The organism is Bradyrhizobium amphicarpaeae (assembly GCF_002266435.3).
GTDB lineage: Bacteria > Pseudomonadota > Alphaproteobacteria > Rhizobiales > Xanthobacteraceae > Bradyrhizobium > Bradyrhizobium amphicarpaeae.
In genome coordinates this window covers 4,502,700-4,528,776 of sequence record NZ_CP029426.2, presented here as the reverse complement: position 1 = coordinate 4,528,776, position 26,077 = coordinate 4,502,700, and the positions used below count along the sequence as shown (strand labels likewise).

General features: G+C 64.0%; 29 protein-coding genes and 3 tRNA genes. 14 read left to right on the top strand and 18 right to left on the bottom strand.

Annotated features, from left to right (window positions below; translation table 11 throughout):
* Positions 1-16 precede the first annotated feature (16 nt).
* Positions 17-730 carry a class I SAM-dependent methyltransferase gene (locus CIT40_RS21225; protein WP_094895459.1) on the top strand — a complete coding sequence of 238 codons (714 nt, stop codon included), beginning with the start codon at positions 17-19 and terminating at the stop codon, positions 728-730.
* A gap of 23 nt (positions 731-753) precedes the next feature.
* Here CIT40_RS21225 and CIT40_RS21220 read toward each other — a convergent pair whose 3' ends face one another.
* Positions 754-1,440, bottom strand: a complete 687-nt coding sequence (locus CIT40_RS21220; RefSeq protein ID WP_244611817.1) for a c-type cytochrome — start codon at positions 1,438-1,440, stop codon at positions 754-756.
* Between the two features lie 134 nt (positions 1,441-1,574).
* Here CIT40_RS21220 and CIT40_RS21215 point away from each other — a divergent pair, with 134 nt between their 5' ends.
* On the top strand, positions 1,575-2,333 hold the full coding sequence (locus CIT40_RS21215; protein ID WP_094895457.1) for a CBS domain-containing protein: 759 nt from the start codon (positions 1,575-1,577) through the stop codon (positions 2,331-2,333).
* Here the strand turns inward: CIT40_RS21215 and CIT40_RS21210 are convergent.
* From CIT40_RS21210 to CIT40_RS21195, 4 genes are all read right to left on the bottom strand, one after another.
* Positions 2,330-2,485 carry a hypothetical protein gene (locus CIT40_RS21210; RefSeq protein ID WP_155526000.1) on the bottom strand — a complete coding sequence of 52 codons (156 nt, stop codon included), beginning with the start codon at positions 2,483-2,485 and terminating at the stop codon, positions 2,330-2,332. The genes CIT40_RS21215 and CIT40_RS21210 overlap by 4 nt on opposite strands.
* A gap of 23 nt (positions 2,486-2,508) precedes the next feature.
* Positions 2,509-2,724, bottom strand: coding sequence for a hypothetical protein (locus CIT40_RS21205; RefSeq protein WP_148667218.1), 216 nt, complete (start codon positions 2,722-2,724; stop codon positions 2,509-2,511).
* A 362-nt stretch (positions 2,725-3,086) separates the two neighbouring features.
* Positions 3,087-3,161 (bottom strand) — tRNA-Thr (locus tag CIT40_RS21200).
* Positions 3,162-3,319: 158 nt separating this feature from the next.
* Positions 3,320-3,796, bottom strand: a complete 477-nt coding sequence (locus tag CIT40_RS21195) for a hypothetical protein (protein WP_094895455.1) — start codon at positions 3,794-3,796, stop codon at positions 3,320-3,322.
* Between the two features lie 282 nt (positions 3,797-4,078).
* On the opposite strand from CIT40_RS21195, the gene CIT40_RS21190 reads away from it, so the two are divergent.
* Positions 4,079-4,558 (top strand): hypothetical protein, encoded by a 480-nt coding sequence (locus CIT40_RS21190; RefSeq protein ID WP_094895454.1) that lies wholly within the window; start codon positions 4,079-4,081, stop codon positions 4,556-4,558.
* Positions 4,559-4,601: 43 nt separating this feature from the next.
* The gene (locus CIT40_RS21185; protein WP_094895453.1) at positions 4,602-5,099 is read left to right on the top strand and encodes a hypothetical protein; all 498 of its coding nucleotides are present in this window, start codon (positions 4,602-4,604) and stop codon (positions 5,097-5,099) included.
* 67 nt (positions 5,100-5,166) lie between these two features.
* Here CIT40_RS21185 and rlmB read toward each other — a convergent pair whose 3' ends face one another.
* Complete coding sequence (gene rlmB / locus CIT40_RS21180) at positions 5,167-5,997, bottom strand: 23S rRNA (guanosine(2251)-2'-O)-methyltransferase RlmB (RefSeq protein WP_162307597.1); 831 nt, start codon at positions 5,995-5,997, stop codon at positions 5,167-5,169.
* A gap of 206 nt (positions 5,998-6,203) precedes the next feature.
* Here rlmB and CIT40_RS21175 point away from each other — a divergent pair.
* Positions 6,204-6,289: transfer RNA gene (locus CIT40_RS21175), tRNA-Tyr, on the top strand.
* Positions 6,290-6,665: 376 nt separating this feature from the next.
* Here CIT40_RS21175 and ppk2 read toward each other — a convergent pair.
* From ppk2 to CIT40_RS21155, 4 genes are all read right to left on the bottom strand, one after another.
* Positions 6,666-7,634 carry a polyphosphate kinase 2 gene (gene ppk2, locus CIT40_RS21170; protein ID WP_244612008.1) on the bottom strand — a complete coding sequence of 323 codons (969 nt, stop codon included), beginning with the start codon at positions 7,632-7,634 and terminating at the stop codon, positions 6,666-6,668.
* Between the two features lie 236 nt (positions 7,635-7,870).
* Entirely contained in the window at positions 7,871-8,905 is a 1,035-nt protein-coding gene (locus CIT40_RS21165; protein WP_094895450.1) for an LLM class flavin-dependent oxidoreductase, read from the bottom strand.
* A gap of 97 nt (positions 8,906-9,002) precedes the next feature.
* A complete protein-coding gene (locus tag CIT40_RS21160; protein ID WP_094895449.1) occupies positions 9,003-9,983 on the bottom strand; it encodes an NADPH:quinone oxidoreductase family protein in 981 nt (326 codons plus the stop codon).
* Between the two features lie 58 nt (positions 9,984-10,041).
* Positions 10,042-12,099, bottom strand: coding sequence for an ATP-dependent helicase (locus tag CIT40_RS21155; RefSeq protein WP_094895448.1), 2,058 nt, complete (start codon positions 12,097-12,099; stop codon positions 10,042-10,044).
* Positions 12,100-12,228: 129 nt separating this feature from the next.
* Here CIT40_RS21155 and CIT40_RS21150 point away from each other — a divergent pair, with 129 nt between their 5' ends.
* Complete coding sequence (locus CIT40_RS21150; protein WP_094895447.1) at positions 12,229-12,849, top strand: TMEM175 family protein; 621 nt, start codon at positions 12,229-12,231, stop codon at positions 12,847-12,849.
* A gap of 9 nt (positions 12,850-12,858) precedes the next feature.
* Here the strand turns inward: CIT40_RS21150 and CIT40_RS21145 are convergent, their stop codons facing one another.
* Positions 12,859-13,239, bottom strand: a complete 381-nt coding sequence (locus tag CIT40_RS21145; protein ID WP_094895744.1) for a YciI family protein — start codon at positions 13,237-13,239, stop codon at positions 12,859-12,861.
* Between the two features lie 199 nt (positions 13,240-13,438).
* Between CIT40_RS21145 and CIT40_RS21140 the strand changes: the two genes are divergently transcribed.
* The 3 genes from CIT40_RS21140 (at position 13,439) to CIT40_RS21130 (ending at position 14,262) form a co-directional block, all read left to right on the top strand.
* Positions 13,439-13,621, top strand: a complete 183-nt coding sequence (locus tag CIT40_RS21140) for a hypothetical protein (RefSeq protein WP_193550874.1) — start codon at positions 13,439-13,441, stop codon at positions 13,619-13,621.
* 22 nt (positions 13,622-13,643) lie between these two features.
* A complete protein-coding gene (locus CIT40_RS21135; RefSeq protein ID WP_094895743.1) occupies positions 13,644-13,847 on the top strand; it encodes a hypothetical protein in 204 nt (67 codons plus the stop codon).
* A gap of 341 nt (positions 13,848-14,188) precedes the next feature.
* Positions 14,189-14,262 (top strand) — tRNA-Gly (locus CIT40_RS21130).
* A 26-nt stretch (positions 14,263-14,288) separates the two neighbouring features.
* Here the strand turns inward: CIT40_RS21130 and CIT40_RS21125 are convergent.
* From CIT40_RS21125 to CIT40_RS21100, 6 genes are all read right to left on the bottom strand, one after another.
* Entirely contained in the window at positions 14,289-14,936 is a 648-nt protein-coding gene (locus tag CIT40_RS21125) for a DsbA family protein (protein WP_094895445.1), read from the bottom strand.
* A gap of 2 nt (positions 14,937-14,938) precedes the next feature.
* On the bottom strand, positions 14,939-15,604 hold the full coding sequence (locus CIT40_RS21120; protein ID WP_414645362.1) for a glutathione S-transferase family protein: 666 nt from the start codon (positions 15,602-15,604) through the stop codon (positions 14,939-14,941).
* Positions 15,605-15,685: 81 nt separating this feature from the next.
* Positions 15,686-17,389, bottom strand: a complete 1,704-nt coding sequence (locus CIT40_RS21115; protein WP_094895443.1) for an AMP-binding protein — start codon at positions 17,387-17,389, stop codon at positions 15,686-15,688.
* Positions 17,390-17,452: 63 nt separating this feature from the next.
* Entirely contained in the window at positions 17,453-18,250 is a 798-nt protein-coding gene (locus CIT40_RS21110; protein WP_094895442.1) for an enoyl-CoA hydratase/isomerase family protein, read from the bottom strand.
* A gap of 38 nt (positions 18,251-18,288) precedes the next feature.
* Positions 18,289-18,474 carry a hypothetical protein gene (locus CIT40_RS21105; RefSeq protein WP_094895441.1) on the bottom strand — a complete coding sequence of 62 codons (186 nt, stop codon included), beginning with the start codon at positions 18,472-18,474 and terminating at the stop codon, positions 18,289-18,291.
* 70 nt (positions 18,475-18,544) lie between these two features.
* The gene (locus CIT40_RS21100; RefSeq protein ID WP_094895440.1) at positions 18,545-19,420 is read right to left on the bottom strand and encodes a helix-turn-helix domain-containing protein; all 876 of its coding nucleotides are present in this window, start codon (positions 19,418-19,420) and stop codon (positions 18,545-18,547) included.
* A 176-nt stretch (positions 19,421-19,596) separates the two neighbouring features.
* Between CIT40_RS21100 and CIT40_RS21095 the strand changes: the two genes are divergently transcribed.
* A complete protein-coding gene (locus CIT40_RS21095; protein ID WP_162307596.1) occupies positions 19,597-20,250 on the top strand; it encodes a TetR/AcrR family transcriptional regulator in 654 nt (217 codons plus the stop codon).
* A 435-nt stretch (positions 20,251-20,685) separates the two neighbouring features.
* Here CIT40_RS21095 and CIT40_RS21090 read toward each other — a convergent pair whose 3' ends face one another.
* On the bottom strand, positions 20,686-21,624 hold the full coding sequence (locus tag CIT40_RS21090; RefSeq protein ID WP_094895438.1) for a LysR family transcriptional regulator: 939 nt from the start codon (positions 21,622-21,624) through the stop codon (positions 20,686-20,688).
* Between the two features lie 212 nt (positions 21,625-21,836).
* On the opposite strand from CIT40_RS21090, the gene CIT40_RS21085 reads away from it, so the two are divergent.
* From CIT40_RS21085 to CIT40_RS21070, 4 genes are read left to right on the top strand one after another with little or no spacing between them, the layout of a single operon-like run.
* Complete coding sequence (locus CIT40_RS21085; RefSeq protein ID WP_094895437.1) at positions 21,837-22,919, top strand: ABC transporter ATP-binding protein; 1,083 nt, start codon at positions 21,837-21,839, stop codon at positions 22,917-22,919.
* 36 nt (positions 22,920-22,955) lie between these two features.
* Positions 22,956-23,672: an HAD family hydrolase gene (locus CIT40_RS21080; protein ID WP_094895436.1), complete on the top strand. Its 717-nt coding sequence runs from the start codon at positions 22,956-22,958 to the stop codon at positions 23,670-23,672.
* A gap of 15 nt (positions 23,673-23,687) precedes the next feature.
* Positions 23,688-24,995: an NAD(P)/FAD-dependent oxidoreductase gene (locus CIT40_RS21075; protein WP_162307595.1), complete on the top strand. Its 1,308-nt coding sequence runs from the start codon at positions 23,688-23,690 to the stop codon at positions 24,993-24,995.
* Between the two features lie 22 nt (positions 24,996-25,017).
* Positions 25,018-26,064 carry an ABC transporter substrate-binding protein gene (locus tag CIT40_RS21070; RefSeq protein WP_162307594.1) on the top strand — a complete coding sequence of 349 codons (1,047 nt, stop codon included), beginning with the start codon at positions 25,018-25,020 and terminating at the stop codon, positions 26,062-26,064.
* The last annotated feature ends 13 nt before the right edge of the window (positions 26,065-26,077 follow it).

Genomic DNA, 26,077 nt, shown 5'->3' with positions numbered 1-26,077 from the left:
GATGCGAGGCTTGCCGATGATCTCCAAGCGTCCCCCCGTGCTCGCCCACGAGCGCTTCGCCGCCGACCGCGACAATTTCTCAGGGCTCGATCTCGCCGCCCGGTTCGAGCGGATCGAGCGCACCAACCTTTGGGGGGCCGCGACTTCCGTGTCGGGCCTTGGCTCCGAGGACCCTGCGACCGCCGCGATCCGGGACGCGCTTCCTTCGCTGCTGCAGCGGCTCGGCGCGCGCTCGCTGCTCGATGCGCCCTGCGGCGACGCCGGCTGGATCGGCCGCATCAATCTCGATCTCGATTACATCGGCATCGACATTGTGCCGTCGCTGATCGAGACCAACAATGCGCGTGCGGCGCGCGGCGAACTCGCCGGCCGCTTCCTGGTGGCCGACATCACGCGCGATGCCCTGCCGCGCGCCGACATGATCCTGTGCCGGGATTGCCTGGTGCATCTGAGTTTTCAGAACATCGCGCGCGCCATCGCTCGGTTTCGCGAGAGCGGCGCGCAATTCCTGCTCGTCACGACGTTTCCGGAATTTGAGGACAATCGGGATTGCGAGGATGGCGACTGGCGCGCGCTCAACATGGCGAAGGCCCCGTTCGGCTGGCCGGTGCCGCGCGAATTGATCGACGAGCGCTGCGAGGAGGGCGATGGCGGCTGGCGCGACAAGAGTCTCGGGCTCTGGCGGCTGGACGAGCTGCCGGAAATCGTTCTTGAGCGATGGTTGGCATGAGAATGTACGAGCGTTGGCCCTTGTCAGCGAGAGAGGCCTGCTCGGAGCGTCTCCAGGTAGGCGACGATGGCTTCGATCTGCTGCTCCGAAAGCCTCGGATTTGGCATGGCTTGGTCGGGTCCCACGTGGCGATGATTTGACGCCAGCAACAGTCGGAGCCCATCGGCGGAAAACGACGGTCGCCTCACGATATCCGGGAAGGCGGGCGTCGGCGGTCGAAGCGTCGAGGGCTCCTTTGTGGCGTCAGCGACGATGTGGCATGTCCCGCAAGTCGAGTGGGCGAGGGCTCGTCCCTCCGCCACTTGATCGACAAACAATTGGTTCGGAACCGGCAATGTCAGCGGGATCTGGATTGCAATAGCGGCATACCCACTGCTTCTGTGGCAACCGTTACATTCGGTTGTCAGGGTTGCGTACGACTTGGTGAATGCGGTCACGTCCTTGGATTGTAGAGCCCGCCCAACGGCCTGAAGCTGCTCCCTCGCACGAATGGCATGCGACGGATCGGCTACCATTCTGCTCGCGGCCTCGAGATTGGCATCCATCTGTCGAAGCTCGTAGGCTGCCAGGCCCCAATTGCTCAGCTTGCCGGCAAACCACAATTTTGCATGCTGAAGCTGAAGTCGCGTCATCAACTCGGACAGGGCAGTGGACCCATCGACAGCCCCGACGCTGGAGGCCGAAAGCGTTACGAGGATCGCGACAAACATAAGTGTTCGCAAAGTCATCGACGAGCTTCCCAATGTGGGCAGTCAGAATGGCATCATGGTCTCCTCCAGTCTTGATCTCAATCAACACCTCATTTGCCGGGGCAAATACGTCTTGAGCCTTTCCGGAGCGAGACATGCGCGCACAACAGATAATGTCCCGGCGGGTGGTCACCGTAAGGCCCGAAGCGCCGATTGGCGATGCCATCAAATTGATGCTTGCGCAGCACATCAGTGGTTTGCCGGTCGTGGACTCGAGCGGGAAGCTCGTTGGTATCTTGTGTGAAAACGATTTTCTCAGACGAGCCGAAATCGGCACGGAGCATGAGCGCAATCGGCTGCTCACGCTCCTGCTTGGCGCCGACCGCATCGCCGGCGAGTTCGTGAAGGAACACGGACGCAAGGTCGAGCAGGTCATGACCCGCCAGCCGGTAACCACCAGCGAACAGGCGCCGCTGGAGGAGGTCGCGGATTTGATGGAGCGAGGACGCCTGAATCATCTGCCGGTCATGCGCGACGGTCGCATCGTCGGCATCATCACCCGCTCTGATTTCGTGTCAGCGGTCGCTGGCCCGCTGGCGAACAACTCCGGCTATTCGGAAGATGACGATCAGGTTCGTCGATCAGTTCTCGCCGCGTTGGCCAGGATACCGTGGCAACCGGTCGGTCTGAACGTCAGCGTGAGGAACGGCACGGTCACGTTACGTGGCGTTGTCAAGGCCGGGAACGCACACCGGGCTGTCATCGTAGCGTGCGAGACCGTTCCCAACGTTCGGTCGGTGGAAGACCGTCTTTCCATCGGGCCTGCTCATCCCGATCCGGAAGACGATTACGGCGGAGGCGATTTCGTTTCGCTTCAAATGGAGCCGTCCACACTGGACGACGAGCCGCTCTAGCTCGCCTGTCGACGCGTTCCCGTTTTATCGGCTCTTTGAGCGGCTCTTGTCGTCCGCAGCTGACGACTCGCGATGGACGAGGAAAAGAGCGTGACTTCGAGCGCGCAGTAGAGGGCGAGCACCATCAGAACTTTGATCACTTCATTGGTCATCCCGATGTCCTCCTCCCGTTGATCTAGATCGAGCGCTTCTCGCTTCGGGCCATTTCGCTGACGGCAGAGCCTGAATGAGGCTCATGGACAGCCTGAACAGCCTTCATCTGTACATCGGTTTCCAGGTGGGGTAGCCGGGCGGTCAGTGTCGTCGCCATGATTACAATGCCGGTGAGCAGCACGAACATGACCACCTTACGGTGGGTTGCTTTATCTGCGCTGTAGATCGAGTGGTTCATTGCAGGCTCCATTGGCATCGAGCGGCTGCATACGGTGAGTTTTCTTTAAAGCATCGGCCGGGCGACCGAAATTCGGGCGCTTCACCTAAGGAACTCTCCGTAGTTCCAGCAGATCGTACCTGCGGTCCATGGCGATGACTTGGCATTCGGAGAAACGAAAAATCGGGCCGGCAGCTGCGATAGACGTTCGCGCGCCGAACCTTGGCCGCTGATCTCCCGATTGCCTTCCCTGCGTGTGCGCAGTTCTTGCGGCCGACGAAAAGCGCAGATCAAAAACGCATGCTGATCCAAATCAGCGCTGCCTCAGCGCCTGCATTGAAGACATTGCGGGCTACGTTTCCGTGCTAAGTTATTGTAACCACTGGTGCCGGCTGAGGGGATTGAACCCCCGACCTTCGGTTTACAAAACCGCTGCTCTACCGCTGAGCTAAGCCGGCGACGCGGGCAGGGCCGGCATGGGCCGGGGCTGTCCACCCGTTGCGCGCCGCAATACCAGACTTGATCGGAAAGTGCCAGAACCGGTAAAGGCGGTCGCCGCCGACATGAATCAGGCGGCCCCAAGGCCGCCTGATCGCTCGCATCGATGTATTTCGACTTACTGGCAGATGTGCCGGCGGCCGTCTTCGCCCTTGAACCAGGTGCCGGGCGTACAGACGAAGCCGTTACGCTGGGCGTAGCTGCGGGTGTCCCAGCCACGATTGTCCCAGCCGCGGTTGTCCCAGCTGTTGTCGTACGCGTAGGAATTATCCCAAGCGCGGAACGGCGCGCTGGCGATGGCGCCGGCGGTGCCGATCGCGGCGCCGGCTACGCCGGCCGCGACGTCGGTCGGCCAGAAGCCGGTGCGGCTCCTGTTCCAGTCGTTATTCCAGTCGCCATTGGTCTGACGGGCGGACATGCGACCGCGGCGATAACCGCCGTCGGTGTAGGGATTGCCCGGGCCGAGGTTTGTGCAATTGGCATTGGGGAATTGGGCCTTGCAACGGCCCGGTTCATTGATGACCGCTTGCGCGTTGGCCGCGCCTGCCAGCATGGTCACTGCGATCGCCGTTGCCCCGAGAAGCTTGATGTTCATGATTGTTTGTCTCCCAGATTATTGATCATGGCTAAACGCTTGCGGCGTCGGACGTTCCGCGAAGACTGACGATTTTTCGGGGATTGGATGGTCAAACCGATGTGAGCACGCGCGGTTCCGCTCTGCTCTGACGCGCGCTGTTAACGCTTCACTGATGTGCCTGGCGGCATTTGAACGCCGCGTAATCCCTACACATTAGGCTTACCGGAAATTGGTGAGCTGGCCTTAACCCTCTTGTCGTCGCGATCGGGTAGGTTGCCGCCGCATAACCGGGGTCCTCTCATGCGCGTTGTGGCGCTCGCTGCCTTTCTGATCGGACTGCCCGCAACGGCGTTTGCCGAGAGCGGTTTCGAGATCGTCGTGCCCGGCCGGCCCGGCGTGCCGATCATCATCAACAACATCGATGCGTCCTATGCCGTGGTCGAGGGTGTCTGGGGCCTGGGCAAGAACCAGCAGGTGCAGCCCACGATCTATGGCGGGCGCTATGTTGCCGAGCGGCAGCCGACCGATGTCGGCCATTACTATCCGACGATGGGCCTGCGCCCCGGCTACGGCCGGCTCGAGGTCGAGCCGCCCGCGAATCGCAAATTGCCGAAGGCCGCCGAGAGCTATTACCAGAGTTGGGGCGCGCAATCGGCGCCGCTGCCGGCGCAGATGAATGCGCCGGTCGACGCACCGCCGGTGATCCTCGCGCCCGAGATCAACGATCGTCCGCGGCCACCGCGACCGCGTGTCCAAGTCCCCGGCAGGCCGCCGGGTTAAGAAACGTCAAAATCCAACAAACGGAAATCAACAGGAGAGAGTAATGCGTCAGATGATTTCGGGACTGGTCGCGGCGGCTGCCGTGATGTTCGTCGCCACGGCACCCGCCGCGGCGTGCGGCTTCAATCCGTGCCAGCCGGTCGCACCGGTCTATTCCGGCTGCAACACCGGTTGCGGCGGCTACGGCTATGGTGCCGGCTACGGCTATGGTGCCTATGAGCGTCTCGCCGAGCCGACCACGCAATATTATCACGTCAACCAGGGCCCGACCTACACCGGCCCGGGCGCTTTCGCGCCGTATCCGACCTACCGTGAAGACGCGGTCGTCGCCCCCGCCAATTACGGCTATGGCTATCGCTATCGCGCTGCCGTGGCTCCCTATCACCGCCCGTACTACCGTCCGTACCGCTACGGCTACGGCCCGCGTGTCGGCTACCTGCCGCGCGCGCACTATGGCTACGGTCCGCGCTACGGCTACGCCCACCGCCACGCGCCGGCGCCGTATTACGGCGGCCACCGCATGCTGCGCCGCTACTACTGATCCCTGATCGGTCGAGCTGACGAGACGCCCGTTCGCGCGATGCGGACGGGCGTTTTGCTTTTTCGAATTACCGCTTCATCAGCCCCAGCCGGCTCGCGCCGACATAGAGCGAGAGCACGGCGGCGTTCGACACGTTGAGGCTCTTGATCTCGCCGGGCATGTCGAGCCGCGCCACGACGCTGCAGGTCTCGCGGGTCAATTGCCTGAGGCCTTTGCCTTCGGCCCCCAACACCAGTGCGAGCGGTTCGCGCAGCGCGACGTCCGAGAGGTCCTCGCTGCCTTCGCTGTCGAGGCCGACGGTCTGGAAGCCGATCTCGTTCAGCGTGGTCAGGGCGCGCGCGAGGTTCTGCACGGTCACCATTGGTACCAGCTCCAGCGCGCCCGAGGCGGCCTTGGCGAGCACGCCGGTTGCTTCCGGGCTGTGGCGCGCGGTGGTGACGATCGCCTTCACCGCGAACGCCGCGGCCGAGCGCAGGATGGCGCCGACATTGTGGGGATCGGTGATCTGGTCGAGCACCAGGACCATGCCTTCCTGCGCCAGGTCTTCGATGTCCGGCGAGGGCAGGGGATCGGCCTCGGCGAGCAGGCCCTGATGCACGGCGTCCGGCGAGAGCAGGCGGTCGATCTCCTGGGGACGCACGATCTCGGGGGTGACGCGGGTTGCGATATTCTCGTCCGCGAGCCGCTTGGCGGCATTCTCGGTCAGTGTCAGCTTGCGGATCTGCCGCGCCGGATTGGTCAGCGCCATGGTGACGGTGTGCCAGCCATAGAGGATGACCGGCCCGTCGGCATGCGAATCGCGGTCGCGCCAGGCCGGCCGGCCGCCCGATTTCCCTGTTCTGTTGAAGGGCTTAGCCCCGCCGCGCGGGTCCCTGGGGGTGAATTTCTTGTCCTTCATGGGCTCGCTTGTGTCACGGGTCCCGGAATATGGCAATTTGGGCGGCTTCGGGGGCGATTTTAGCTGTTCGCCTCGGTTGACTTTGCCCCACCGGATCGCCCATAACCGCGCCCGGTCGCGCCCCCATCCGGGCTGTCGCGGCCTTCACGTTCCATGGCCGTCTTCGGTCGCCGGCAAGGTCCGGCCCGATTGTGCTGCCGTCGAGCGGGGGAGTGTCCCGAGTGGCAAAGGGAGCTGACTGTAAATCAGCCGCCTCATGGCTTCGCAGGTTCGAGTCCTGCCTCCCCCACCAGCCTTCGCTCGCTTCGCGAGCTACGGCTCGGCAAGCCAGCATAAGTGCCTGTGGCGCGAAGCGAACGAAGGCTGTCGCGCCGAAGCCCATAGGGCGTAGGCGGACTGTCTCAAGCGAGGATTCGCTTTCGCTTCGCGAGCTACGGCTCGGCAAGCCAGCATAAGTGCCTGTGGCGCGAAGCGAACGAAGGCTGTCGCGCCGAAGCCCATAGGGCGTAGGCGGACTGTCTCAAGCGAGGATTCACTTTCGCTTCGCGAGCTACGGCTCGGCAAGCCAGCATAAGTGCCTGTGGCGCGAAGAGAGCGAAGGCTGTCGCGCCGTAGCCCGGAGGGCGTAGGCGGACTGTCTCAGCAACCGTTAGTCCGCCGCTCCCGTCCTACTTCCCATGCTCTTCCCGCTCGTGGATCACGTTGGCGCGCCCGACCAGGAGATCGTCGATCATGCCGATGCGTTTGCTGTCCTTGCCGGCATAGGGCATCGCATGAAGCACGTAGCGCATGGCGTTGAGGCGGGCGCGCTTCTTGTCGTCGGACTTGATGACGATCCAGGGACAGTCCGCCGTATCGGTGTGGAAGAACATGGATTCCTTGGCGCGGGTGTAATCGTCCCATTTGTCGAGCGAGGCGAGGTCGATCGGTGACAGCTTCCACTGCTTCAGCGGATGGCCTTCACGCTCCTTGAAGCGCCGGCGCTGCTCCTCGCGGCTGACCGAGAACCAGAACTTGATGAGGTGCAGGCCGCTGCGCGCGAGATTGCGTTCGAACTCGGGGACCTGACGCAGGAATTCGTCGTACTCTCCAGGCGAGCAGAAGCTCATCACGCGCTCGACGCCGGCACGGTTGTACCAGCTGCGGTCGAACAGCACGATCTCGCCGGCGGTCGGCAGATGCTGCACGTAGCGCTGGAAGTACCATTGGCCGCGCTCGACCTCGCTCGGTTTTTCCAGTGCCACGACACGCGCGCCACGCGGATTGAGATGTTCCATGAAGCGCTTGATCGCACCGCCCTTGCCGGCGGCGTCGCGCCCCTCGAACAACAGGACGAGGCGCTGCCGGCTCTCCTTCATCCAGTTCTGCAATTTCAGCAGCTCGGTCTGCAGGACGAATTTCTGCTCCTCGTAGTCGCGGCGATACATGCGCGACTTGTAGGGGTAACCGCCCATCCGCCAATCGTCGGCCAATGCGTCGCTGGTGGTACGCCTTGCGCGCTTGGCTTCCTTGCCGGCCAGCAGCGCCTGGAGACGCTCGGCATCGTCGGGCGCCGCGCCGGTCAGAATGGCCTGCACCGGCTCGCTGTCCGGCGAAAGGGCGGGCGGCCCCTTCAGCACGCTGTCGAGCGCCGCCATCTCGGTCTGGAGCGCGGCCGAGGACGACTGCTCGGCAAAAGACCTTTCGACCGCCGTCAACTCGATCGCGCGCGTCCGCGCGCTTGCCGACTTGAGCTGCGCTGCCGGTTTGCCGGGGGCCTTCCGGCGGCGCGCTTGCGGGGACTTCCTGGAAAGAGGTGCCATTCGCCTTGCTTGTCCTGATCCACGGGAATCCTTTTTTAGTGCGGAAACCCGATCACGCGACTTGACGTGGATCAAGCGGCAAGCATCTCCCGGACCAGCGGCATCACCTTCTCCCCATAGAGCTCGATGCTCTTCATCAGCTTCTCGTGCGGCAGGGGCCCGGCCGAATATTTCAGCTGGAACCGCGATATGCCGAGCGTCTTCGCCGTCCTGGCGATCTTGCGTGCCACCGTCTCCGGCGAGCCGGCATAGAGCGAGCCGTGCTCGACCTCGCTCACGAACTCGTCGCGGCCCATCGGCGGCCAGCCGCGCTCCTTGCCGATGCGGTCGCGCATGGCCTTGTAGTCGGGCCACAGCTGCTCGCGCGCTTCTTCGTCCGTCTCGGCGACATAGCCGGGCGAGTGCACGCCGATCGGCTGCGCGGTGCGGCCGAATTCCTTGGCGGCACGGTGATGGAGATCGACGAAGGGCGCAAAGCGCGCGGGATCACCGCCGATGATGGCGAGCATCAAAGGCAAATCGTAATGCGCGGCGCGCACCACCGATTGCGGGCTGCCGCCGACGCCGATCCAGGTCTTGAGCGTGCCGTGCTCGACCGGCGGATAGACCAGCTGATCCCGCAGCGGCGGACGCAGCTTGCCCTCCCAGCTCACCGGCTGCTGCGGCAGGAGCGCGGCGAACAGGTCGAGTTTCTCCTCGAACAGCTCTTCGTATTTGCGCAAGTCGAAGCCGAACAGCGGAAAGGATTCCGTGAACGAGCCGCGGCCGAGGATCACTTCCGCGCGTCCGTTCGAGAGCGCATCCAGCGTGGCAAAGCGCTGGAACACGCGGATCGGATCGTCCGAAGACAGCACCGTCACGGCAGAGCCGAGATGGATGCGCTGGGTGCGCGCCGCGATCGCCGCGAGCACGGTCTCCGGCGAGGAGATCGCAAAATCGGCGCGGTGGTGCTCGCCAAGGCCGATGAAGTCGAGGCCGAGCTCGTCTGCCAGCACGGCTTCGTCGACGACGTTGCGGATCACCTGCGCATGCGGAAGCATGGCGCCGGCGGCGTCCTTTGTCACGTCGCCAAAGGTGTCCAGTCCGAATTGAAGCGGTGCGGTCATCGATCAGGTCTCTGCGGGGAGGGATTGCCAGGATCTAATGGATGGTTGCCGGGCGACAAGTCGGCTTTCGGAAATGCTCGGTTTCCGTTCGTGAGGTCTATCGCGCGATTCGCACCACCATCTTGCCGAGGGCTGCTCGCGTCTGCATCGTCTTGAACGCCTCGCGAAAATCCTCGAGCGCGAAGACGCGGCCGACCGCGGGCTTCAGCTTGCCGTCGGCGAGCCAGCCGATCAGCTCCGACATCAGACGCTTCTGAACGTCGGGCTCGCGGGTGGCGATCTGCGCGAGGTCGACGCCGAGCAGGGCACCGCCCTTGAGAAGCGGCAGATTGAACGGCAATGCGGGAATGGCGCCGGCGGCAAAGCCGACCACGAGATGGCGTCCGCGCCAAGCGATGGACCGAAACGCCTGCACCGAAATTTCGCCGCCGACGGGATCGAAGATCACGTCGGCGCCGTGTCCGTCGGTCAGCTCCTTGAGCGTGTCGCGCCAGCCTGTCTGCGTGTAGTCGATCACCGCGTCGGCTCCGTGCGCCCGCGCGAAGTCGCGCTTCTCCGGTGTCGATGCGGCGGCGATCACGCGGGCGCCGAGCAGCTTGCCGATCTGCACAGCCGCGGTTCCGGTGCCGCCGGCCGCACCCAGCACCAGAAGCTGCTCGCCGGCGACCAGCGAGGCGCGCGCGCTCAGCGCATAGAGGGCGGTGAGATAATTGGCGCGAAACGAGGCGGCGACTTCGGCCGCGACGCCGTCGGGCAGCGGGTGGAGTGCTTCAGGCTTGACGACGATCTCTTCGGCCAGCGCGCCCGACCGCGTCATCCCCATGACGCGCGTGCCGGCTTGATAGCCGCCGGGCGCGCCTGGCGCGTCCGTCACCACCCCCGCGAACTCCGTGCCGGGGATGAAGGGCAGGGGATCCTTGGTTTGGTAGCGTCCCTCGATCTTCAGGCCGTCGACAAAGCCGATCCCCGCGGATTCGACGCGGACGCGCAACTGTCCCGGCTCCATGGACGGGGACGGAACGTCCTTCAGTTCGATCTGATCGATCGGCGCGTATTGTTCGACGACGACGGCTTTCATGTCCGGACCTCTGTTGTTCCAGCTATCCCTGACAGGTCCTGCGGCGAGCCTCTTGCGTCTACCGCCACATCCCGCGCATCCGCGCCCCGATGTCGACCTTCGGCCCCTGCGCCGCGGTGCGGGCAGCACCTGCGGCGGCCTTCGGCCAGGCGGTGCGTTCGAACAGGTAGACCAGTTGCTCCGGAATGAAGCGGGTGCGTGAAGCGTAGACGTGGCGGTCGCCCTTGGCGGCCTGGCCGTGGACGAAGAAGCGCTGGGGCACGACGAGATGCAGATCGTCCTTGGCGCGCGTCATCGCGACATAGAGCAGGCGGCGCTCCTCTTCCAATTCGGCAGAGGTGCCGGCGCCGAGATCCGACGGCATGCAGCCGTCGACGACGTTGAGCACGAACACCGATTTCCACTCCTGGCCCTTGGCTGAGTGGATGGTCGAGAGGATCAGATAGTCCTCGTCGCGCAACGGCGGCCCGGATTTGTCGCTGGTCGCATCCGGCGGGTCGAGCGTGAGCTCGGTCAGGAACTTTTCGCGGCTGGCATAGCCGCTCGCGATCTGCTCGAGCTGCATCAGATCGGCGCGGCGCGTCTCGGACTCCTCGTGGAGGCGATCGAGATGCGGCTCGTACCACAGCCGCACGCGTTCGAGATCGGCCGGCCATTCCGAGTAACGCAAATTCTCGACGGTGCGGACGAAGGCGGTCCAGTCGTCGCCGGCCCTTGCGGGCACCGGCAGCTGGCCGAGCACGGCAAGCGGGTCGGCGCTCTCCGTCATCTGGTCGAGCACGCGCTGAGCGGTCGCGGGCCCGATGCCCGGCAACAGATGCAGGATGCGGAAACCGGCGACGCGGTCGCGCGGATTTTCGGCAAACCGCAGCAGCGCCAGCACGTCCTTGACATGCGCGGCATCGAGGAATTTCAGCCCGCCGAACTTCACGAACGGAATGTTGCGCCGGGTCAGCTCGATCTCGAGCGGGCCGGAATGCGAGGACGTCCGGAACAGCACCGCCTGGTGCTTGAGCAGCGCGCCTTGCTCGCGGTTCGCCAGCACCTCCTCGACGATGTAGCGCGCTTGGTCGGCCTCGTTATGCACGGTGACGAGCTGCGGCTTGTGCGAGGCGGTGCGGTCGGTCCAGAGATTCTTGGTGAAGCGTTCGCGCGCGAGCCCGATGACGCCGTTGGCCGCCGCCAGGACGGTCTGCGTCGAGCGGTAGTTGCGGTCGAGCGTGATCATCTCCGCGCGCGGCGAGAAGCTCTGCGGAAAGTCCAGGATGTTGCGGACCGTGGCAGCGCGGAACGAATAGATCGACTGGGCGTCGTCGCCGACCACGGTGAGGCCGCGTCCGTCGGGCTTGAGCGCCAGCAGGATCGAGGATTGAAGGCGGTTGGTGTCCTGGTACTCGTCGACCAGCACGTGATCGAAGCGGCCGCCGATCTCCTCGGCGATCAGCGCATCGCTCATCATCTGCGACCAATAGAGCAGCAGATCGTCGTAATCGAGCACGTGCTGGGCCTGCTTGGCCTCGACGTAAGCCGCGAACAGTCCCTTCAACTCGGCAGCCCACCCCGCACACCAGGGGTAGTGTTGGCCGAGCACCTTCTCGATCTCCAACTCGGCGTTGACGCAGCGCGAGTAGATCGACAGGCAGGTGCCCTTGGCGGGAAAGCGGCTCTCGGTCTTCGACAGGCCACGCTCGTGCCGGACCAGGTTCATCAGGTCGGCGGAATCCTCGCGGTCGTGGATGGTGAAGGCGGGATCGACGCCGATCCGTTCGGCATATTCGCGCAGCAGCCGCGCGCCGATGCCATGGAAGGTGCCGGCCCAGGTGAGGGCATCGCGCATGATCGCGGCGTTGTTCTCCCCGAGCACCTTGCGGGCGATGCGCTCGACCCGGCCGGCCATCTCGGCCGCCGCGCGGCGGGAGAACGTCATCAGCAGGATGCGGCGCGGATCGGCACCGGCGACGATCAGATGCGCGACGCGGTGGGCCAGCGTATTGGTCTTGCCGGAGCCGGCGCCGGCAATGACCAGCAGGGGGGCGCCCACGGTCGCGCCATCGGCCACGCCATGCTCGACGGCGCGGCGCTGCTCCGCATTGAGCGTGTCCAGATAGGTTGCCACGAATCGCCCCGGTGAAACGACGAGAGTCGGCTATTGCCGCGCGAATCGCAATGCGGCTGGACGCAACTCGATTTGACACCTTGGGAAAAGAAGGCCCAAGGTTCCAGCCCGAAAAGCGGACAGCCCGGTATGACCGACCCCAAATTCGAGCCCAAGCCCAAGCCCGGGCCCAAGCCCGAGCAGTTCGAGATGCGGCGGCTGGAGTCGCTCAGCAATACCATCTTTGGCGTTGCCATGACGCTGTTGGCCTACGACCTGCCGAAGGCGGCCGTGTTTACCGGCGCGCCCGACTGGAACGATCTCGCCCGGGTCTATTCTGGCAAGCTGATCGGCTTTGCGCTCAGCTTCATCATTGCCGGCGTATTCTGGATCAGCCATCACCGGCGGCTGGCGCGCCAGCCGGTGGGCAGCCGCGGTGCGGTGATGCTCAATTTGTTTTTCCTGCTCTCGATCGTGCTGCTGCCTGTTACCAACGGCCTCTACACCAATTATCCCTTGAGCAGTGCGGTCGCGGTGCTCTACGGCCTGCATCTGAGCGCGATCGCCGGCCTCAACGCCTGGCTATGGTGGAGGATCTTGGGCGGCTGGAGCCATGAGATCATGGCCTCGCTGTTTCCGCTGCTCGTGTTCATACCGGGCACGATCGTGGCGGCCTTCGCGCCGCACGCCGCGCCCTTCCTGTGGTTCATCGCCTTCGGCGGCCTCCTGATCCAGCGGTTCTACGGTGCGAGGACCGGGCCGGGCGCGTGAGGCTGAGCCTCACCCGGACGTCGCGCCGAACCCATCGGCCGGCACGTAAAGCTTGACCGGGCGGATTTCGTAGACCGCACTCGGATTGACCGCACGCAGTTTTCGCGCCGCCGCGATCGCTTCCTCCTCGGTGGCGCATTCCATCAAATGGAAGCCCAGAAGCTGCTCCTTGGTCTCGGCAAACGGGCCGTCCAGCACCATCCCCGCGCCGGGGCCGCGCAAGGTGCGCGCCTTCCGGGTCTCATCCAGACGAGCCGCCGGCCCGAACTGCCCGCTGGCCCGCAAGGGCGCCTGAACTTCGATGACTTTGGCGACGACCGCGGCGTCCTGCTCAGGCGTCCAGGACAGGATTTCGTCTTCCACATGGTAGGCCAGGATGGCGTACAGCATCGTCACCTCTTTGTTTTCTGCACCGATCCCGAAGGACGTAGCACCGCAGGCGATGCCGACAATCCCCGCACATAAATTATTGCGTGGCCTTGCCGCGACGAAACCGTCCTGAAACCCGATTGCGCACCGGCCGTGTGAACGCCGCCGGAAGTGGTCACGACTGATGACCACAACAACAAGATTTCTGCTGGAGGCGGCAATGCCAGGTAACATCAAGATCATCTGCGACGCACGTCGGGCCGGACAATCTCAGACGGCCGATCTGCACGACCAGAGCGGCCATCACCGCTATTACGGCAGTTCGGCCGAGAATGGCGGCGAGCGCATCGTCGAAAGCCGGCGCGGCAAGCGCCCGCGCGCGCTCGGTGTTTGCGGCTTCTGAAGCCTGGCGACCGATGACCAATATGGACGTCCTTCAAATATCGATCGCGGCGATGCCGTTCCTGCTCGCGCTGACGAGCCTGTCGGGCAGGGCAATCGTGCCGTGCCTGCTGACGAGCATTGTCACGGTGCTGCTCGGCGGGGAGCCTCACCGCGCCGTCGTGGCCTGGTGCATCGGCATGCTGATCGCCGCCGTCGCGTTGCGCGAGCGGCTTCGCGCGGGCTGACCTGGTTTCCGATCCCGGACATCTCAAGAAAAAGGCGCGGCGGGGAAGCCCCGTCGCGCCCGATTTCTTGCTCGCTGGTCCAGGGCTGAGAGCGCCCCGATGCCAGGCCCTTATTCAGAGCTTAGCGGGCGATCCCAGCGAGGTGACAGCGCTTGGTAAAAGACACTGGATCACCTCCTTTCGTTGGTTTCGGAAGACCTCAATATAGGCGGCATCGGCGCCGCTGTTAAGAGCCGGCGGCTCCGGAGGAACCAGGGCGGTTCGCAAGGCCGGGGGACGCCGGGAAAGCGACCTCCTGAGCAGTTGAGACCGCAGCCCGGCCGTGTTAGGGAGCCGGTAGCGCGGGTGTAGCTCAATGGTAGAGCAGCAGCCTTCCAAGCTGAATACGAGGGTTCGATTCCCTTCACCCGCTCCATTGTTTCAATGGCTTAGCACGAACCCTCAGATTTCATTCTGACAGCCATTCTGACAACGCGGCTGACTGCCGGTCCCCGACAGTCGCTCGCGCAGCAGCCAGACCCGATCGCTGCCCCAGAAAAGCTCGCCGGTTTCCTGCAGCACGAATGTCGGGACACCGAAGACACCCCGCTCTTCGGCTTCCGTAGCGATCGTCCGGCATCGGCGGACCCCTTCGCCGGATAAAATCAACTCGTCGAAGGCGCGGCCTTCCGCGCCTGCTTCGATGAGGAGGCTCCTGATCGCTCCCGCGTCTTCGATGTCGAGGTCTCTGCGCCAAAAGCGCTCGCAGAGCGTATCGTGATAGCAACGGAACACAGATTCGTCGGTCTGTGACGCGAGCAGCATTCCCGTATGCGCGAGCGTAGGGTCGAAGATTTTAGTTGTACCGCGGATGATCCGATTGCGGCGCGCAGCAAGCCGCCGTGCGTCCATGTAGGCATAGCGAACCTTGCGCCAGTCTCGGTCGGTCCTCTCTTCGACTTCGCCGCCGTAAGCTCCCTGAAGGTCAATCGTGAAGGGTTGCCAGAGCAGTGTCACATCGAAATCTCGTGCGAGCGCGTAGGCTTCTTCCTTGACGAGATAGGAGAACGGGCTGCGGTAATCGACGTAGAGGGTGACTTTTGTGGACATGGCTAGTTGGTTCCGGGCGATCTGGCGGCGCCCGACGCGTACTGCGGACCGCCGAAGAGATTCGTCCGCGCTTGCTCGCTCTTCGTCACGTCGACCCACTGATCCAGCAACAGTTTGATACCCCGCTCCACTGCCGGCCGGGCGCGGATGGCCGCATACCAGCGCGAGACCTGCGGCAGGTCGTCGAGGCTCTGGTTGGCCATCTTGTGGATGCGGACCCAGGCGAAGCAGGCAATGTCGGCGATCGAATACTCTCCGGCCAGATAGTCGCGCCCGTCGAGCCTTTGCTCCATCACGGTCAGCAGTCGTCGGCCCTCGTTGGTGTACCGTTCGATCGCGTACGGCACCTTCTCGGTGGCGTAGCGATGGAAATGTTGTGCCTGGCCGAGCATCGGGCCGAGCCCTCCCATCTGCCACATGAGCCATTGCATCACCTCGCATCGCGCGCGCGCGTCCGAAGGCATGAAGCGGCCCGTCTTCTCCGCGAGATATATGAGGATCGCACCCGTCTCGAACACCGTGATCGGGGCGCCGTCCGGACCGTCGCCGTCGACGATCGTCGGCACCTTGTTGTTGGGATTGAGCGCCAGATAATCCGGATCGAACTGCGCGCCGCGAGTAATGTCGATCGGATGCACCGTGTAGGGCAGGCCGATTTCCTCGAGCATGATCTGGACCTTGTGACCGTTCGGGGTCGGCCATGTGTAAAGGTTGATCATTGAAGGGCCCTTCTGCTTGAGGCGATGCGATCACGCCGTGCGGATTTCCTGCAGCGCGAGTTCTCGCACCATCGCTTCCCGCATGATGAATTTCTGAACCTTGCCGCTCACTGTCATGGGGTAGGCGTCCACGAAGCGGATGAAGCGCGGAATCTTGTAGTGGGCGATCGCCTCGCGACAGAAGGATCGGATGCTTTCTTCGTCGCACGTCTGCCCGTCCTTGAGACGGATCCAGACGCAGACCTCCTCGCCGTACTTTGGGTCCGGAATGCCGAATACCTGGACATCCTGCACCTTCGGGTGCTGATACAGAAATTCCTCGATCTCGCGCGGATAGATGTTCTCGCCGGCGCGAATCACCAGATCCTTGATGCGACCGGTGATGTTGCAATAGCCGTCGGCGTCGATGGTGGCGAGATCGCCCGTGTGCATCCAGCCGGCTGCGTCGATCGCCTGCGCGGTCTTGTCCGGGTCGTCCCAATAGCCTCGCATGACCGAATAGCCGCGCGTGCAGAGTTCGCCCGGCGTGCCGCGCGGGACGATGTCGCCGGCTTCGTCGATCACCTTCACTTCCACGTACGGCTGGATGCGGCCGACCGTTGACACGCGCCGTTCCAGGGGATCGCCCCGATCGCTCTGAAAGCTGATCGGGCTCGTCTCCGTCATGCCGTACGCTATGGTGATTTCGCCCATGCCCATCTCGCCGATCACGCGACGCATGACCTCGACCGGGCAGGGAGCGCCGGCCATGGCGCCGGTGCGGAGCGACGACAGATCGAAACTGGAGAAGGTGGGGTGTTCCAGAATCGAGATGAACATCGTCGGGACGCCGTGCAGCGCCGTGCACCGCTCGGCTTGGACGGCCTCGAGCACGCCCAGCGGATCGAAGGCTTCGCCCGGGACGATCATGGCCGCGCCATGCGTGATGCAGGTCAGGTTGGACAGGACCATTCCGAAGCAGTGATAAAAGGGAACGGGAATGCAGAGCCTGTCATCGGGACCGAAGCCGAGGGCTTGTCCACAGAAGTAACCGTTGTTGAGGATGTTGTGATGGGTCAGCGTCGCGCCTTTGGGAGCGCCGGTCGTGCCACTGGTGAACTGGATGTTGATCGGATCGTCGAAACGTAGCTTCACGCGCGGAGGAGAGGCAGTCGAGCCGCGGCGGCAGACGCCCTCGAATGAAAGCAGGCCTGGAGTCGTCGTCTCGCCGATCTGAATGATCGTGCGCAGGTCCGGCAGTTTCTGAAGGTTCAATCGTCCCGGAATGCCCGTCGCGATCTCCGGTGCGATCTGACGGAGCATGCCGATGTAGTCGCTCGTCTTGAACGCGGTCGCTGTGACTAGCGCCGCGCATCCGACCTTTCGCAGCGCGTACTCCAACTCCTGCGGACGATAGGCGGGGTTGATGGTTACGAGGATCAATCCGAGCTTTGCGGTTGCGAACTGCGTGACCACCCATTCGGCGTTGTTGGGCGACCAGATGCCAACGCGTTCGTTCGCGACGAGACCGAGCGAAGCCAGGCCGCTCGCGAAGCGATCGACGACCGCGGCAAGCTCGCGGTACGTCCATCGGACGCCTTGAGACCGCACCACCAAAGCGAGGCGATCGGGGTGGGCGCGGACCGTGGCATCGAAGCAGTCGCCGATCGTCATGCCCAGGAGGGGCGTCATCGACCCTCCGCTGACGTAGCTCGGTGTGATCGACGAACCGTCGGTTGCCTGGCCGCGGTGCATCAGTCCCTCCTGTTTTTCGTTCTTTTCGATGGCCTCTACTTCACGTCCTCCTTCGGATGGCGCCTAGGCGGGCAAGGGCCAGGTCACGTCCTTGCCCTTCAATTCCTTGTAGCGTCGCGTGTGGGCGCGGATGCTTCCGAGATCCGACATGCCACGCGACAGCAGGTCCTTGTCGAGGCGGGCCGCGGCATCGATGGCGGCCATCGTGGTCGCCTGAAGCGCACGCTTCGAGAAGGCGTACGCCGCATGGCAATCTGGCGGCACCAGCGCCGCCCAGGCGACGGCTGTCTCCAGCAGCTTTTCCGGCGCGACCGTCTGCTGGACGACGCCGAGACGCTTGGCGGCGGCGAGATCGTAGATTTGACCGAACAGCGTCATCTCGAACGCCGATCGCGGACCGATGGCATGCTTGATGATCTCGCAGTAGACGGCCGGCATCGGAATTCCAATTGGCACCTCGTTCAACGCAAACTGCAGCGGGCCTTCGCTGGCGATCCGGTGATCGCAATCGATCGCGGTGATGAACCCGCCGGCGTAGGCGTGGCCGTTGATCGCCGCCACGGTGGGCCTCGGATACGTGAAGAGGCGCAGGTTCGTCGCGCGGTATGCGTCAAACCAGGCATCGATCTCCTTGATCGACCGGCGTGCGAACATCGGAAAATGATGATCGAAGTCGAGGCCCGCCGTGAACACCGCGCCCGATCCGGTCAGCACGACGGCGCAATCGGCGAACTCGGATTCCAGACGATCGAACGCCGCGTGGAGCTCGGCGAAGAAGGCCGGATTCTGCGCGTTGACCTTGTTGGTGTTCATCGTCACCACGGCTACGTGGGGGTGCTTGCGTTCAATGATCCAGGGCATCGGTCATCCTTCGGTTCGGGGTCTCGGGTTGCGGAAGATCAGGCCACCTTGAACTGGCGACGCGCGTCGTCGGTCGGGGAATGACGAACGGGCGTCGACGCCGAGGTGGAGGCTGGCGATGCGCTCGTCCGCCCGTCTTGCTGGTCTTCAGCGCCGCAACGATCGAACCTCGGATTCCCGATCCATGCGGCGTTCGGGTGCTGCATCCAGGCGTCGATGATCATTCTAAGGAGCTCGCGTCTGACGGTGTCGAGGTCGAGGCCTACGACCGGTCAGCGCGAAAGGCGGACCTGCTCAACCGGCTTCGGTCGTGGTCTCAAGTGGCCACACCGCCATCATTAGGCGCGTGGATCGGCCGGCGTCTTGAAGAAATCGGACAGCCTGCGCGCGGGGCCTGCACCAGGCCTGCCGGAACGCGCCGGGAGTGACGCCGGCGTGTCGCCGAAATTCTCTGGTCAGATGAGCCTGGTCGGAGAATCCGAGATCGGAGGCGATCGCCGACAGATCGTCGCCTCCCGCCGCGATTTCGTAGACCGATCGGCGGAACCGCTGCATGGCGAGAAAACGCTTCGGCGGGCAGCCCGTCGATGTTCTCACTCGCCTTTGCAGCGTCCGGACCGATCTGCCTACGCGGTGCGCCAGGTCCCTGACGCGGCCGTGCGGCGTATCCAGGGGGGCGCCGCCCGCAATCGATCCGTGCCTTGGTTGCCGCGAAAGTGCGAGCAGGGTCCGATCCATGGTGTCGAGGATGTCGAAGCACGATGGACCCTCCCGGACGAGGCGCGCGAGCGCATCGCGACAGGCGACGATCGCCGGATCGTCGACGCTCGGTGAACCGGACCAATTCGGCTTGAACTTGACGCCCACGATCCAGCCTACGAACGCTCTGCCTTTTCTTCGGTGATCGAGGCTGGGCTCGCTGAAAACTACTCTGCCGCCTGGACCGTCCTCCCGAAATACGAAGGTGAGCTCCTTGAGCGGGGAAGCGAACGACATGCGGCTTTCGGTCAGCCGTCCCCGGTCCTTCAGGATGTAGATCGAGTCGACGCAGTCGGCTTGATCGTCTCGCGGCGCGAACTCGGCGTAGAACGAGGCGAGGGCGAAAACCTGCTCGTTATCTTCGGCGCTCCAGGCCGTCCTCGCTCGCGGATGTAGGTCTTTCGCTGACAAAGTCGAGCTCCAGTGATGCCGGGGGCGGCTTCCTTGACGTCATTTAAGTAACACTGTTATATTTCGATAGCAAACGTCTCTGCGCACCGCCCGGTCCGGCACTTGAGCGGCGACAATGGCGCGGAGGTCGGACATGAGTGCCGCCCGCCATGGCCTCGCGAAACGGAAAACTATCGATGGCGGAAGCTTCCGATCCGAAAATCGAACAGCGCAAAGCCGCCGTGAGCGCTTTCAAGCGCGAACTGATCCGCGAGGCCGCCAAACGCGTTTTCGTCGAAGTTGGCCTGCACAAAACATCGGTGCGGGAGATCGCCAAAGCGGCGGGCTACACGACCGGTGCGATCTACGCCCAATACGCAAGCAAGGAGGAGGTCTACGCCGACATCCTGCGTGAATCCCTGACGAGCATGGCCGAAGCCGTCGAGCAGGCGGCCGCAGCAGCCCGGGTGGGTCGGAAATGTGACGCCGCCTTGCGCGCTTGGTTCGAGTATTTCCGCGAGAGGCCCGCGGAGTACGATCTCGGGTTCTACCTGTACGGCGGTGCCAAGCCCGCAGGTGTCGGCAAGGACCTGAACCGCGAACTCAACGTCCGTCTGAAGCGGGTCTATGCTGCGGTCGCGGACGCGCTCGAGGCCGACGGTCTGGTCGACGCATCCAAAAAAAATGAGGTGGCAGTCGCCGGGGCGTCCTGGATGTTCGGCCTGCTGCTCATGTACAGGACCGGTCGTCTGAAGATCCTGGCAGTGGACGTCGACGTGCTGATCGACGATTGTCTAGCCACGCTCTACCGAGGCACGGCACGCTCCCGGTCCGGACGGTCCCGCGGCTGACCCGCCTCCTTAGCCGGGCTGCATTGATGAATTGATCGGGGGATTAAGTCCGTCCTGATCGAGGCACGCTTGGCATCGACCAACACCCGCCGTGCGTCCGTGGATCGCAGACAAGGCCTCCAAAACCTACCGCATGTCGATACGCCACAGGGGCATTGCCGCCATTCTGACAGCAAGAAATTCTGTAACGCTCTCAATGGGCCAAAACTGCCGAAAATGTCAGAACGGCCGCTGAAAACATTACAGCTTTTCGAGACTTCCAAGCTGAATACGAGGGTTCGATTCCCTTCACCCGCTCCAACGATTTCAATAACTTATCGCACCGAGCTCGTTCAATTCCGACAGCTCGCGTTTTCCCGTTCTGACAAACGCTCAATTTCCTTCGCATGTTTGCAGGACGCTTGGTGCGTTTCATTTGCGCACCTTGCTTTGCCCTCAGTAGCACGCAGGCATCAATCCAAGTCGCGGATATTGCCGATCGATCGCAGCGAGCTCGTTCCGCATTTGCCCGATGATCCAGTCCCGGATCTCGGCGGCAATGGGCCGCATGGGCCGGTTGCGTGGCGGCAGGAACTCGCAGAGACGGCGCGTGGTGGTGAGTGTATCGGAGGCCGGCACCAGCGCGCCCGTCAGGAGCCAATGCGAGGCGACCGTCAGCCAGCCGAGCGCGATGCCCTGGCCGAGCAGGGCGGCCTGCATCACAACGGCATAATCGGTGAAGCTGAGCCCCTTGGCCGCACCGCGACGTCCGGTCAGCAGTGACGCGTAATTCGTGGCCCAGTCGTCCGGCGTCTCGGCGAGGCGGATGATGGTGTTGCCCTCGGTGGGATCGGTCGCGCCGAGATAGGTCGGGCTGCACATCGGCAGCATCACTTCCTTCATCACCAGCGTGCCGCCGGACGACGGCTCGTCGCGATCGCGGAAGCGCATGCCGAGATCGACATTCTCCACCGGCCCGCGCAATGCGCCGGAGATCAGCTGGAAGCGCAGATCGACCTGGGGAAACTGTTTCTGGAGCTTGTCGATGCGCGGCATCAGCCAGTGCGTGGTGAAGGCAGAGGAGACCGAGAGCGTTACGGTCTCGGTGCCCTTGCGGCGCCGCTCGATCTCGACGAGGCCGCTCTCGATGTTGCGAAAGCCTTCGAGCACGCGGCGATAGAGCAGCTCGCCTTCCTCGGTGAGCACTGCGCGGCCGGCCTTGCGATCGAACAGGCGGACGCCGAGATGCTCCTCGAATTGTCCCAGCATCCGGCTCACCGCCGGCTGCGTGACGTTGAGTTCGGCGGCAGCCGCCGTGAAGCTGCCATTGCGCGCAGCCGCGTCGAAGACGAACAGGGCGTTACTTGAGGGCAGCATCCGGCGCAGCTCGGGCATAACGTCATGTTATGAGCGTGGTGAGAATTTGGCAATTGCCGAGTTTTGCCAAGTCTGGTGTCATTGGCGACACAGCCCAAAGAAAGGGTGTTCGGGAGACAATTTGGTGCGGCGCACGCTGCACCCGCGAATGCTCCGGAATGCTGTCTATAAAGCAGGCTTATGGCGCGCAGTGAGGCACGCCGTTGCAGGGACATGGGCGAGGTCGATCGTTGGACAAACGAGCGGAAAGCGTCGAGATCAGGTCCGCGAGCAAGGCGTACGGCGCCGTTCGCGCTCTCGACGACGTCTCTCTTAATGTCAGCGCCGGCGAGTTCGTCTCGCTGCTCGGCCCTTCCGGGTCCGGCAAGACCACACTGCTCGGAATTCTCGGCGGCTTCATCCTGCCATCGTCAGGCACGATCCTGTTCGGCGGCCGTGACGTCACCTACATGCCCCCACACAAGCGCGACATCGGCGTCGTCTTCCAGAACTACGCACTGTTCCCGCATATGAGCGTCGGCGAGAACGTCGCGTTTCCCTTGCGTGCACGTCGCCTGCCGAAAGCAAGCTGGGCCGACAAGGTTCGTGCGGCGCTCGCGATGGTCGGCCTTGCCGGTTACGAGGAGCGCGGCATCGCGGAGCTCTCCGGCGGCCAGCGCCAGCGCGTCGCGCTCGCGCGCGCCATGATCTTCGAGCCACGGCTGATCCTGATGGACGAGCCGCTCTCGGCACTCGACAAGCAGCTCCGCGAATCCATGCAGATCGAGCTGCGCGCGCTGCACCGGCGGATCGGTGCCACCATCATCTACGTCACCCACGACCAGCGCGAGGCGCTGACCATGAGCGACCGTGTCGCGGTGATGAAGGACGGTCGGCTGATCCAGATCGACGAGCCCGAGCGGCTGCACGACCATCCCGCCGACTCATTCGTCGCGAGCTTCATTGGCGAAGCGACCATGCTGCCGGTACGCCGCGTCGATGCCTCCAGCGTCGCGCTCGGCAACGCGCTGCTGCGCAGCGCCCGCGCCATTCCGGGGGGCGACGCGCTGATGCTCGCCGTGCACAGCGAAAAACTGCTGATCGACGACGGTGCGCAGGATGCCGCCTGCAACCGGCTGACGGGGACGGTGGCCGACATCGTCTACCAGGGCGAGAGCCTGCGCATCTTCCTGGCGCTTGCCGATGGCGTCACGCTCAGCCTGCGCCAACCTGCCTACCACCAGGCCTACAGCCGCATCCCGCCGCTCGGCGGCAGTCTCACCGTGACCCTTCACCCCGAGGACACCATCGTCGTGCCGAGGGTCAAGGACTGAATTCAAGCCTTGTTCAACCTGAGAGAAGAAACTGATATGTCGACCCAAGCCGCGTTCAGCAATTTCAAGGTCCTCACCTTCGACGTCGTCGGCACCTTGATCGATTTCGAGGCCGGCGTGCTCGCAGCGGTGCGCAAGATCTCCGGCAAGACGCCGGCCGAGCTCAGCGACGAGCAGATCTTCGAGCCCTACAAGCTCGGCCGCGACATGCATTACGAACGCTCCAGCGAGGCGATGTTCCACGTCTATCGTCATCTCGCCAAGGAACTCGGATTGCCTTCCGACGACGCGTCCTGCGACACTTTCCAGCTCTCGGTGCTGCGCTGGGGGCCGTTCGCGGATTCGGCCGAGGCGCTCAAGCGCCTGCGCACGAAATTCCGCCTGGTCGCGATGACCAATGCCGACCGCGTCGCGCTGTCCGCATACGCGCACGCGCTCGGCAATCCCTTCGACGACACCGTCTGCGCCGACGATACCGGTGTGGCCAAGCCGAACCCGGAGTTCTTCGCCTACAACAAGGGCCGCCAGTCAGCCTTCGGCTACAAGCAATCCGACATCCTGCACGTCGCGCAGAGCCAGTACCACGACATCGGGATCGCGCGGAAGCTCGGCTACAAGGTGTGCTGGATCGAGCGCCGCCAGGGCGTCGCCGGTTTCGGCGGCACGCCGGCGGTGGAGACGCTGACCAAGCCGGACTTCCATTTCCCGACGCTGAAAGCGCTGGCCGACGCGGCCATCGGACCCGCGGCGTAATTCGTGAGTGCGGGCATGACACGGGACTGGAGCGCGCTGCCGTCGGCGAACTCGCTGTGGGAAGCCACGGCGGAGCCAGCGCGCGCGTTTCCGGTGCTGTCCGGCGAGCAGCAGGCGGACGTCGTGATCATCGGGGCGGGCTATACCGGCCTGTCGGCCGCGCACCACATCGCCAAGAGCGGGCTGTCGCCCGTTGTGCTCGAGGCCAACCGTCCCGGCTGGGGCGCGAGCGGGCGCAATGGCGGTGTGATCACCGCAAAATTCCGCCTCTCGTTCCGCGAAATCGACGCCGCCCATGGCCGCGCCACGGCCAAGCGCATGTACGAGATCGCGCATGAATCGACCGACATGGTCGAGGAGCTGGTCGGCGAATATGGCATCGCCAGCGCAAACCTGACACGCACCGGCCAGGTCAAGGCCGCGCACAACGAGACGACGCTCCGCGCCGCGATCGAAGAAGCCAATTGGATGACGCGCGAGATGGGCTCGACCGCAGCCATTGTCCTCGACAAGGGGCAGGTGCGCGACGAGACCGGCTCCGACATCTTCGTCGGCGGCGTGCTCAATCCCGGCTCCGGCGGCATCCATCCGCTGAATTATCTGCGCGGCCTCGCCGACGGCGTCGCGCGCCGCGGCGTGCCGATCTTCCAGGGCTCGCCGGTCGTGAAGCTCCGGCGCGATGGCGGCGTCATCGTCGCTGAGACGCCACAAGGTGCGGTGCGCGCCAAGCAGGCGGTCATCGCCACCAACTCCTATTCCGATCTGACCGGTGCGACCGCGGACATGCAGCGCACGCTGATCCCGTTCCGCAGCGCCATGGTTGCGACCGAACAGCTGCCGCGCAATCTCGCGGGCAGGCTGATGCCGACCGGGCGCACCTACACCGAGACAAAGCGCATGATGCGCTGGTTTCGCATGGTCGATAATCGCGTGATTTTCGGCGGTCGCGGCGCCTTCGGCAAGCAGGATTCGCAAGCCGCGTTCGACGCGTTGCGCAAGGCGATGGTCGGCATCTTCCCTGATCTGGCCGATGTCGCGCTCGCCTACAAATGGTCGGGCCTCGTCGGCATGACGCTGGACTCGGTTCCACATATCGGCCGGATCGACGACCGCACCCTCGTCTCGATGGGCTACAACGGCGCCGGTGTCGCGATGTCGAGCCTGATGGGGCGCTATCTCGCGGCCTTCGTGCGCGGCGAGACGCCCGACGTCGGACTGCTCGACGTCAGCCGCATGAAGACCATTCCGTTCTATCCACTGCGCGAGCCCGCCGTGCGCATGGTCGCCGGCTGGTACCAGTTTCTCGATGCGATCGGTCGGTGAGATCACTTTGGAGGAGGCGAGAATGAAGATGAAACAGGGTTTTGGACTTGGCTGCACATTGCTGGGGGCAATCGGATTGACCGGCGCGGCCACTGCCGCCGAGCAGATCACCTTTGTCTCGCAAGGCGGCGCCTATCAGCAGGCGCAGACGGTGGCGATCCTCGATCCCTCCGCCAAGAAGCTCGGCATCACCATCAACCAGGATTCCATTCCTGACGCCTGGCCCGCGATCAAGACCCAGGTCGGTAGCGGCAAGCCGATCTGGGACGTCGTCGACACCCCCACCGGCTATTGCCTGCGCGGCGGCGAGCAGGGGCTGATCGAGAAGCTCGACTTCTCGAAGATCCCCAACGCAGCGGCGATGCCCGAGGCCTACCGCAGCCCGTATTCAGTTTCGTACGAGTTCTATTCGAGCGTGCTGGCCTACAGCCAGAAGACGTTCCCGAAGGACGCGCCGAACAGCTGGGTCGATTTCTGGGACGTCAAGAAATTCCCCGGCCGCCGCGCGCTGCGCAACCATCCGATCGCGACGCTGGAGGCGGCGCTGATGGCCGACGGTGTCGCGCCGGACAAGCTGTATCCGCTCGACGTCGACCGCGCCTTCAAGAAGCTCGAGGAGATCAAGCCCAATATTACGGTGTGGTGGACCTCGGGCGCGCAATCGGCGCAACTGCTCAATGACGGCGAGGTCGACATGGAGATGGCCTGGAACGGCCGCGTCAGCGCCGTCGCCAAGGAGGGCGCGAAGGTGTCCTTCACCTACAACCAGGGCATCTTGCAGAGCACGTCGCTCTGCATCCTCAAGGGCGCGCCGAACCTCGACACCGCGGTGAAATTCCTCAACGAGGCCGTCGATCCGGTGCACCAGGCCAACCTGCCGCTCCACATCGACTACGGCCCGGGCAACCCCAAGGCGTTCGAGACCAGCGTGATCAAGCCCGAGCGTGCCGCGCAATTGCCGAGCGAGCCGGCAAATGCAGCCAAGCAGGCGCTGATGTCCTACGCATGGTGGTCCTCGCCAGCCGGCGAAGCCGCCGAGAAGCGCTGGGCGTCGTTCATGCAGAAGTGAGGGAGATCGACCT

Excerpts from the sequence above, each read along its gene's own strand:
- CIT40_RS21185 (WP_094895453.1), top strand. The coding sequence starts at position 4,602 with ATGCGTCAGATGATTTCGGGACTGGTCGCGGCGGCTGCCGTGATGTTC.
- CIT40_RS21120 (WP_414645362.1), bottom strand. The coding sequence starts at position 15,604 with ATGCTCGAGGAAATCGGCCTGCCCTACACGGTGCATCCGATCGACATT.
- CIT40_RS21135 (WP_094895743.1), top strand. The coding sequence starts at position 13,644 with ATGGACGTCCTTCAAATATCGATCGCGGCGATGCCGTTCCTGCTCGCG.
- CIT40_RS21165 (WP_094895450.1), bottom strand. The coding sequence starts at position 8,905 with ATGACCGCACCGCTTCAATTCGGACTGGACACCTTTGGCGACGTGACA.
- CIT40_RS21160 (WP_094895449.1), bottom strand. The coding sequence starts at position 9,983 with ATGAAAGCCGTCGTCGTCGAACAATACGCGCCGATCGATCAGATCGAA.
- CIT40_RS21115 (WP_094895443.1), bottom strand. The coding sequence starts at position 17,389 with ATGCACCGCGGCCAGGCAACCGACGGTTCGTCGATCACACCGAGCTAC.
- CIT40_RS21110 (WP_094895442.1), bottom strand. The coding sequence starts at position 18,250 with ATGCCCTGGATCATTGAACGCAAGCACCCCCACGTAGCCGTGGTGACG.
- CIT40_RS21220 (WP_244611817.1), bottom strand. The coding sequence starts at position 1,440 with ATGTTTGTCGCGATCCTCGTAACGCTTTCGGCCTCCAGCGTCGGGGCT.
- CIT40_RS21095 (WP_162307596.1), top strand. The coding sequence starts at position 19,597 with ATGGCGGAAGCTTCCGATCCGAAAATCGAACAGCGCAAAGCCGCCGTG.
- CIT40_RS21070 (WP_162307594.1), top strand. The coding sequence starts at position 25,018 with ATGAAGATGAAACAGGGTTTTGGACTTGGCTGCACATTGCTGGGGGCA.
- CIT40_RS21210 (WP_155526000.1), bottom strand. The coding sequence starts at position 2,485 with ATGACCAATGAAGTGATCAAAGTTCTGATGGTGCTCGCCCTCTACTGC.
- CIT40_RS21150 (WP_094895447.1), top strand. The coding sequence starts at position 12,229 with ATGACCGACCCCAAATTCGAGCCCAAGCCCAAGCCCGGGCCCAAGCCC.
- CIT40_RS21145 (WP_094895744.1), bottom strand. The coding sequence starts at position 13,239 with ATGCTGTACGCCATCCTGGCCTACCATGTGGAAGACGAAATCCTGTCC.
- CIT40_RS21090 (WP_094895438.1), bottom strand. The coding sequence starts at position 21,624 with ATGCCCGAGCTGCGCCGGATGCTGCCCTCAAGTAACGCCCTGTTCGTC.
- CIT40_RS21140 (WP_193550874.1), top strand. The coding sequence starts at position 13,439 with ATGCCAGGTAACATCAAGATCATCTGCGACGCACGTCGGGCCGGACAA.
- CIT40_RS21195 (WP_094895455.1), bottom strand. The coding sequence starts at position 3,796 with ATGAACATCAAGCTTCTCGGGGCAACGGCGATCGCAGTGACCATGCTG.
- CIT40_RS21205 (WP_148667218.1), bottom strand. The coding sequence starts at position 2,724 with ATGAACCACTCGATCTACAGCGCAGATAAAGCAACCCACCGTAAGGTG.
- CIT40_RS21105 (WP_094895441.1), bottom strand. The coding sequence starts at position 18,474 with ATGATCATCGACGCCTGGATGCAGCACCCGAACGCCGCATGGATCGGG.
- CIT40_RS21075 (WP_162307595.1), top strand. The coding sequence starts at position 23,688 with ATGACACGGGACTGGAGCGCGCTGCCGTCGGCGAACTCGCTGTGGGAA.
- CIT40_RS21190 (WP_094895454.1), top strand. The coding sequence starts at position 4,079 with ATGCGCGTTGTGGCGCTCGCTGCCTTTCTGATCGGACTGCCCGCAACG.
- CIT40_RS21225 (WP_094895459.1), top strand. The coding sequence starts at position 17 with ATGATCTCCAAGCGTCCCCCCGTGCTCGCCCACGAGCGCTTCGCCGCC.
- CIT40_RS21215 (WP_094895457.1), top strand. The coding sequence starts at position 1,575 with ATGCGCGCACAACAGATAATGTCCCGGCGGGTGGTCACCGTAAGGCCC.
- CIT40_RS21080 (WP_094895436.1), top strand. The coding sequence starts at position 22,956 with ATGTCGACCCAAGCCGCGTTCAGCAATTTCAAGGTCCTCACCTTCGAC.
- ppk2 (WP_244612008.1), bottom strand. The coding sequence starts at position 7,634 with ATGGCGGCGCTCGACAGCGTGCTGAAGGGGCCGCCCGCCCTTTCGCCG.
- rlmB (WP_162307597.1), bottom strand. The coding sequence starts at position 5,997 with ATGAAGGACAAGAAATTCACCCCCAGGGACCCGCGCGGCGGGGCTAAG.
- CIT40_RS21125 (WP_094895445.1), bottom strand. The coding sequence starts at position 14,936 with ATGTCCACAAAAGTCACCCTCTACGTCGATTACCGCAGCCCGTTCTCC.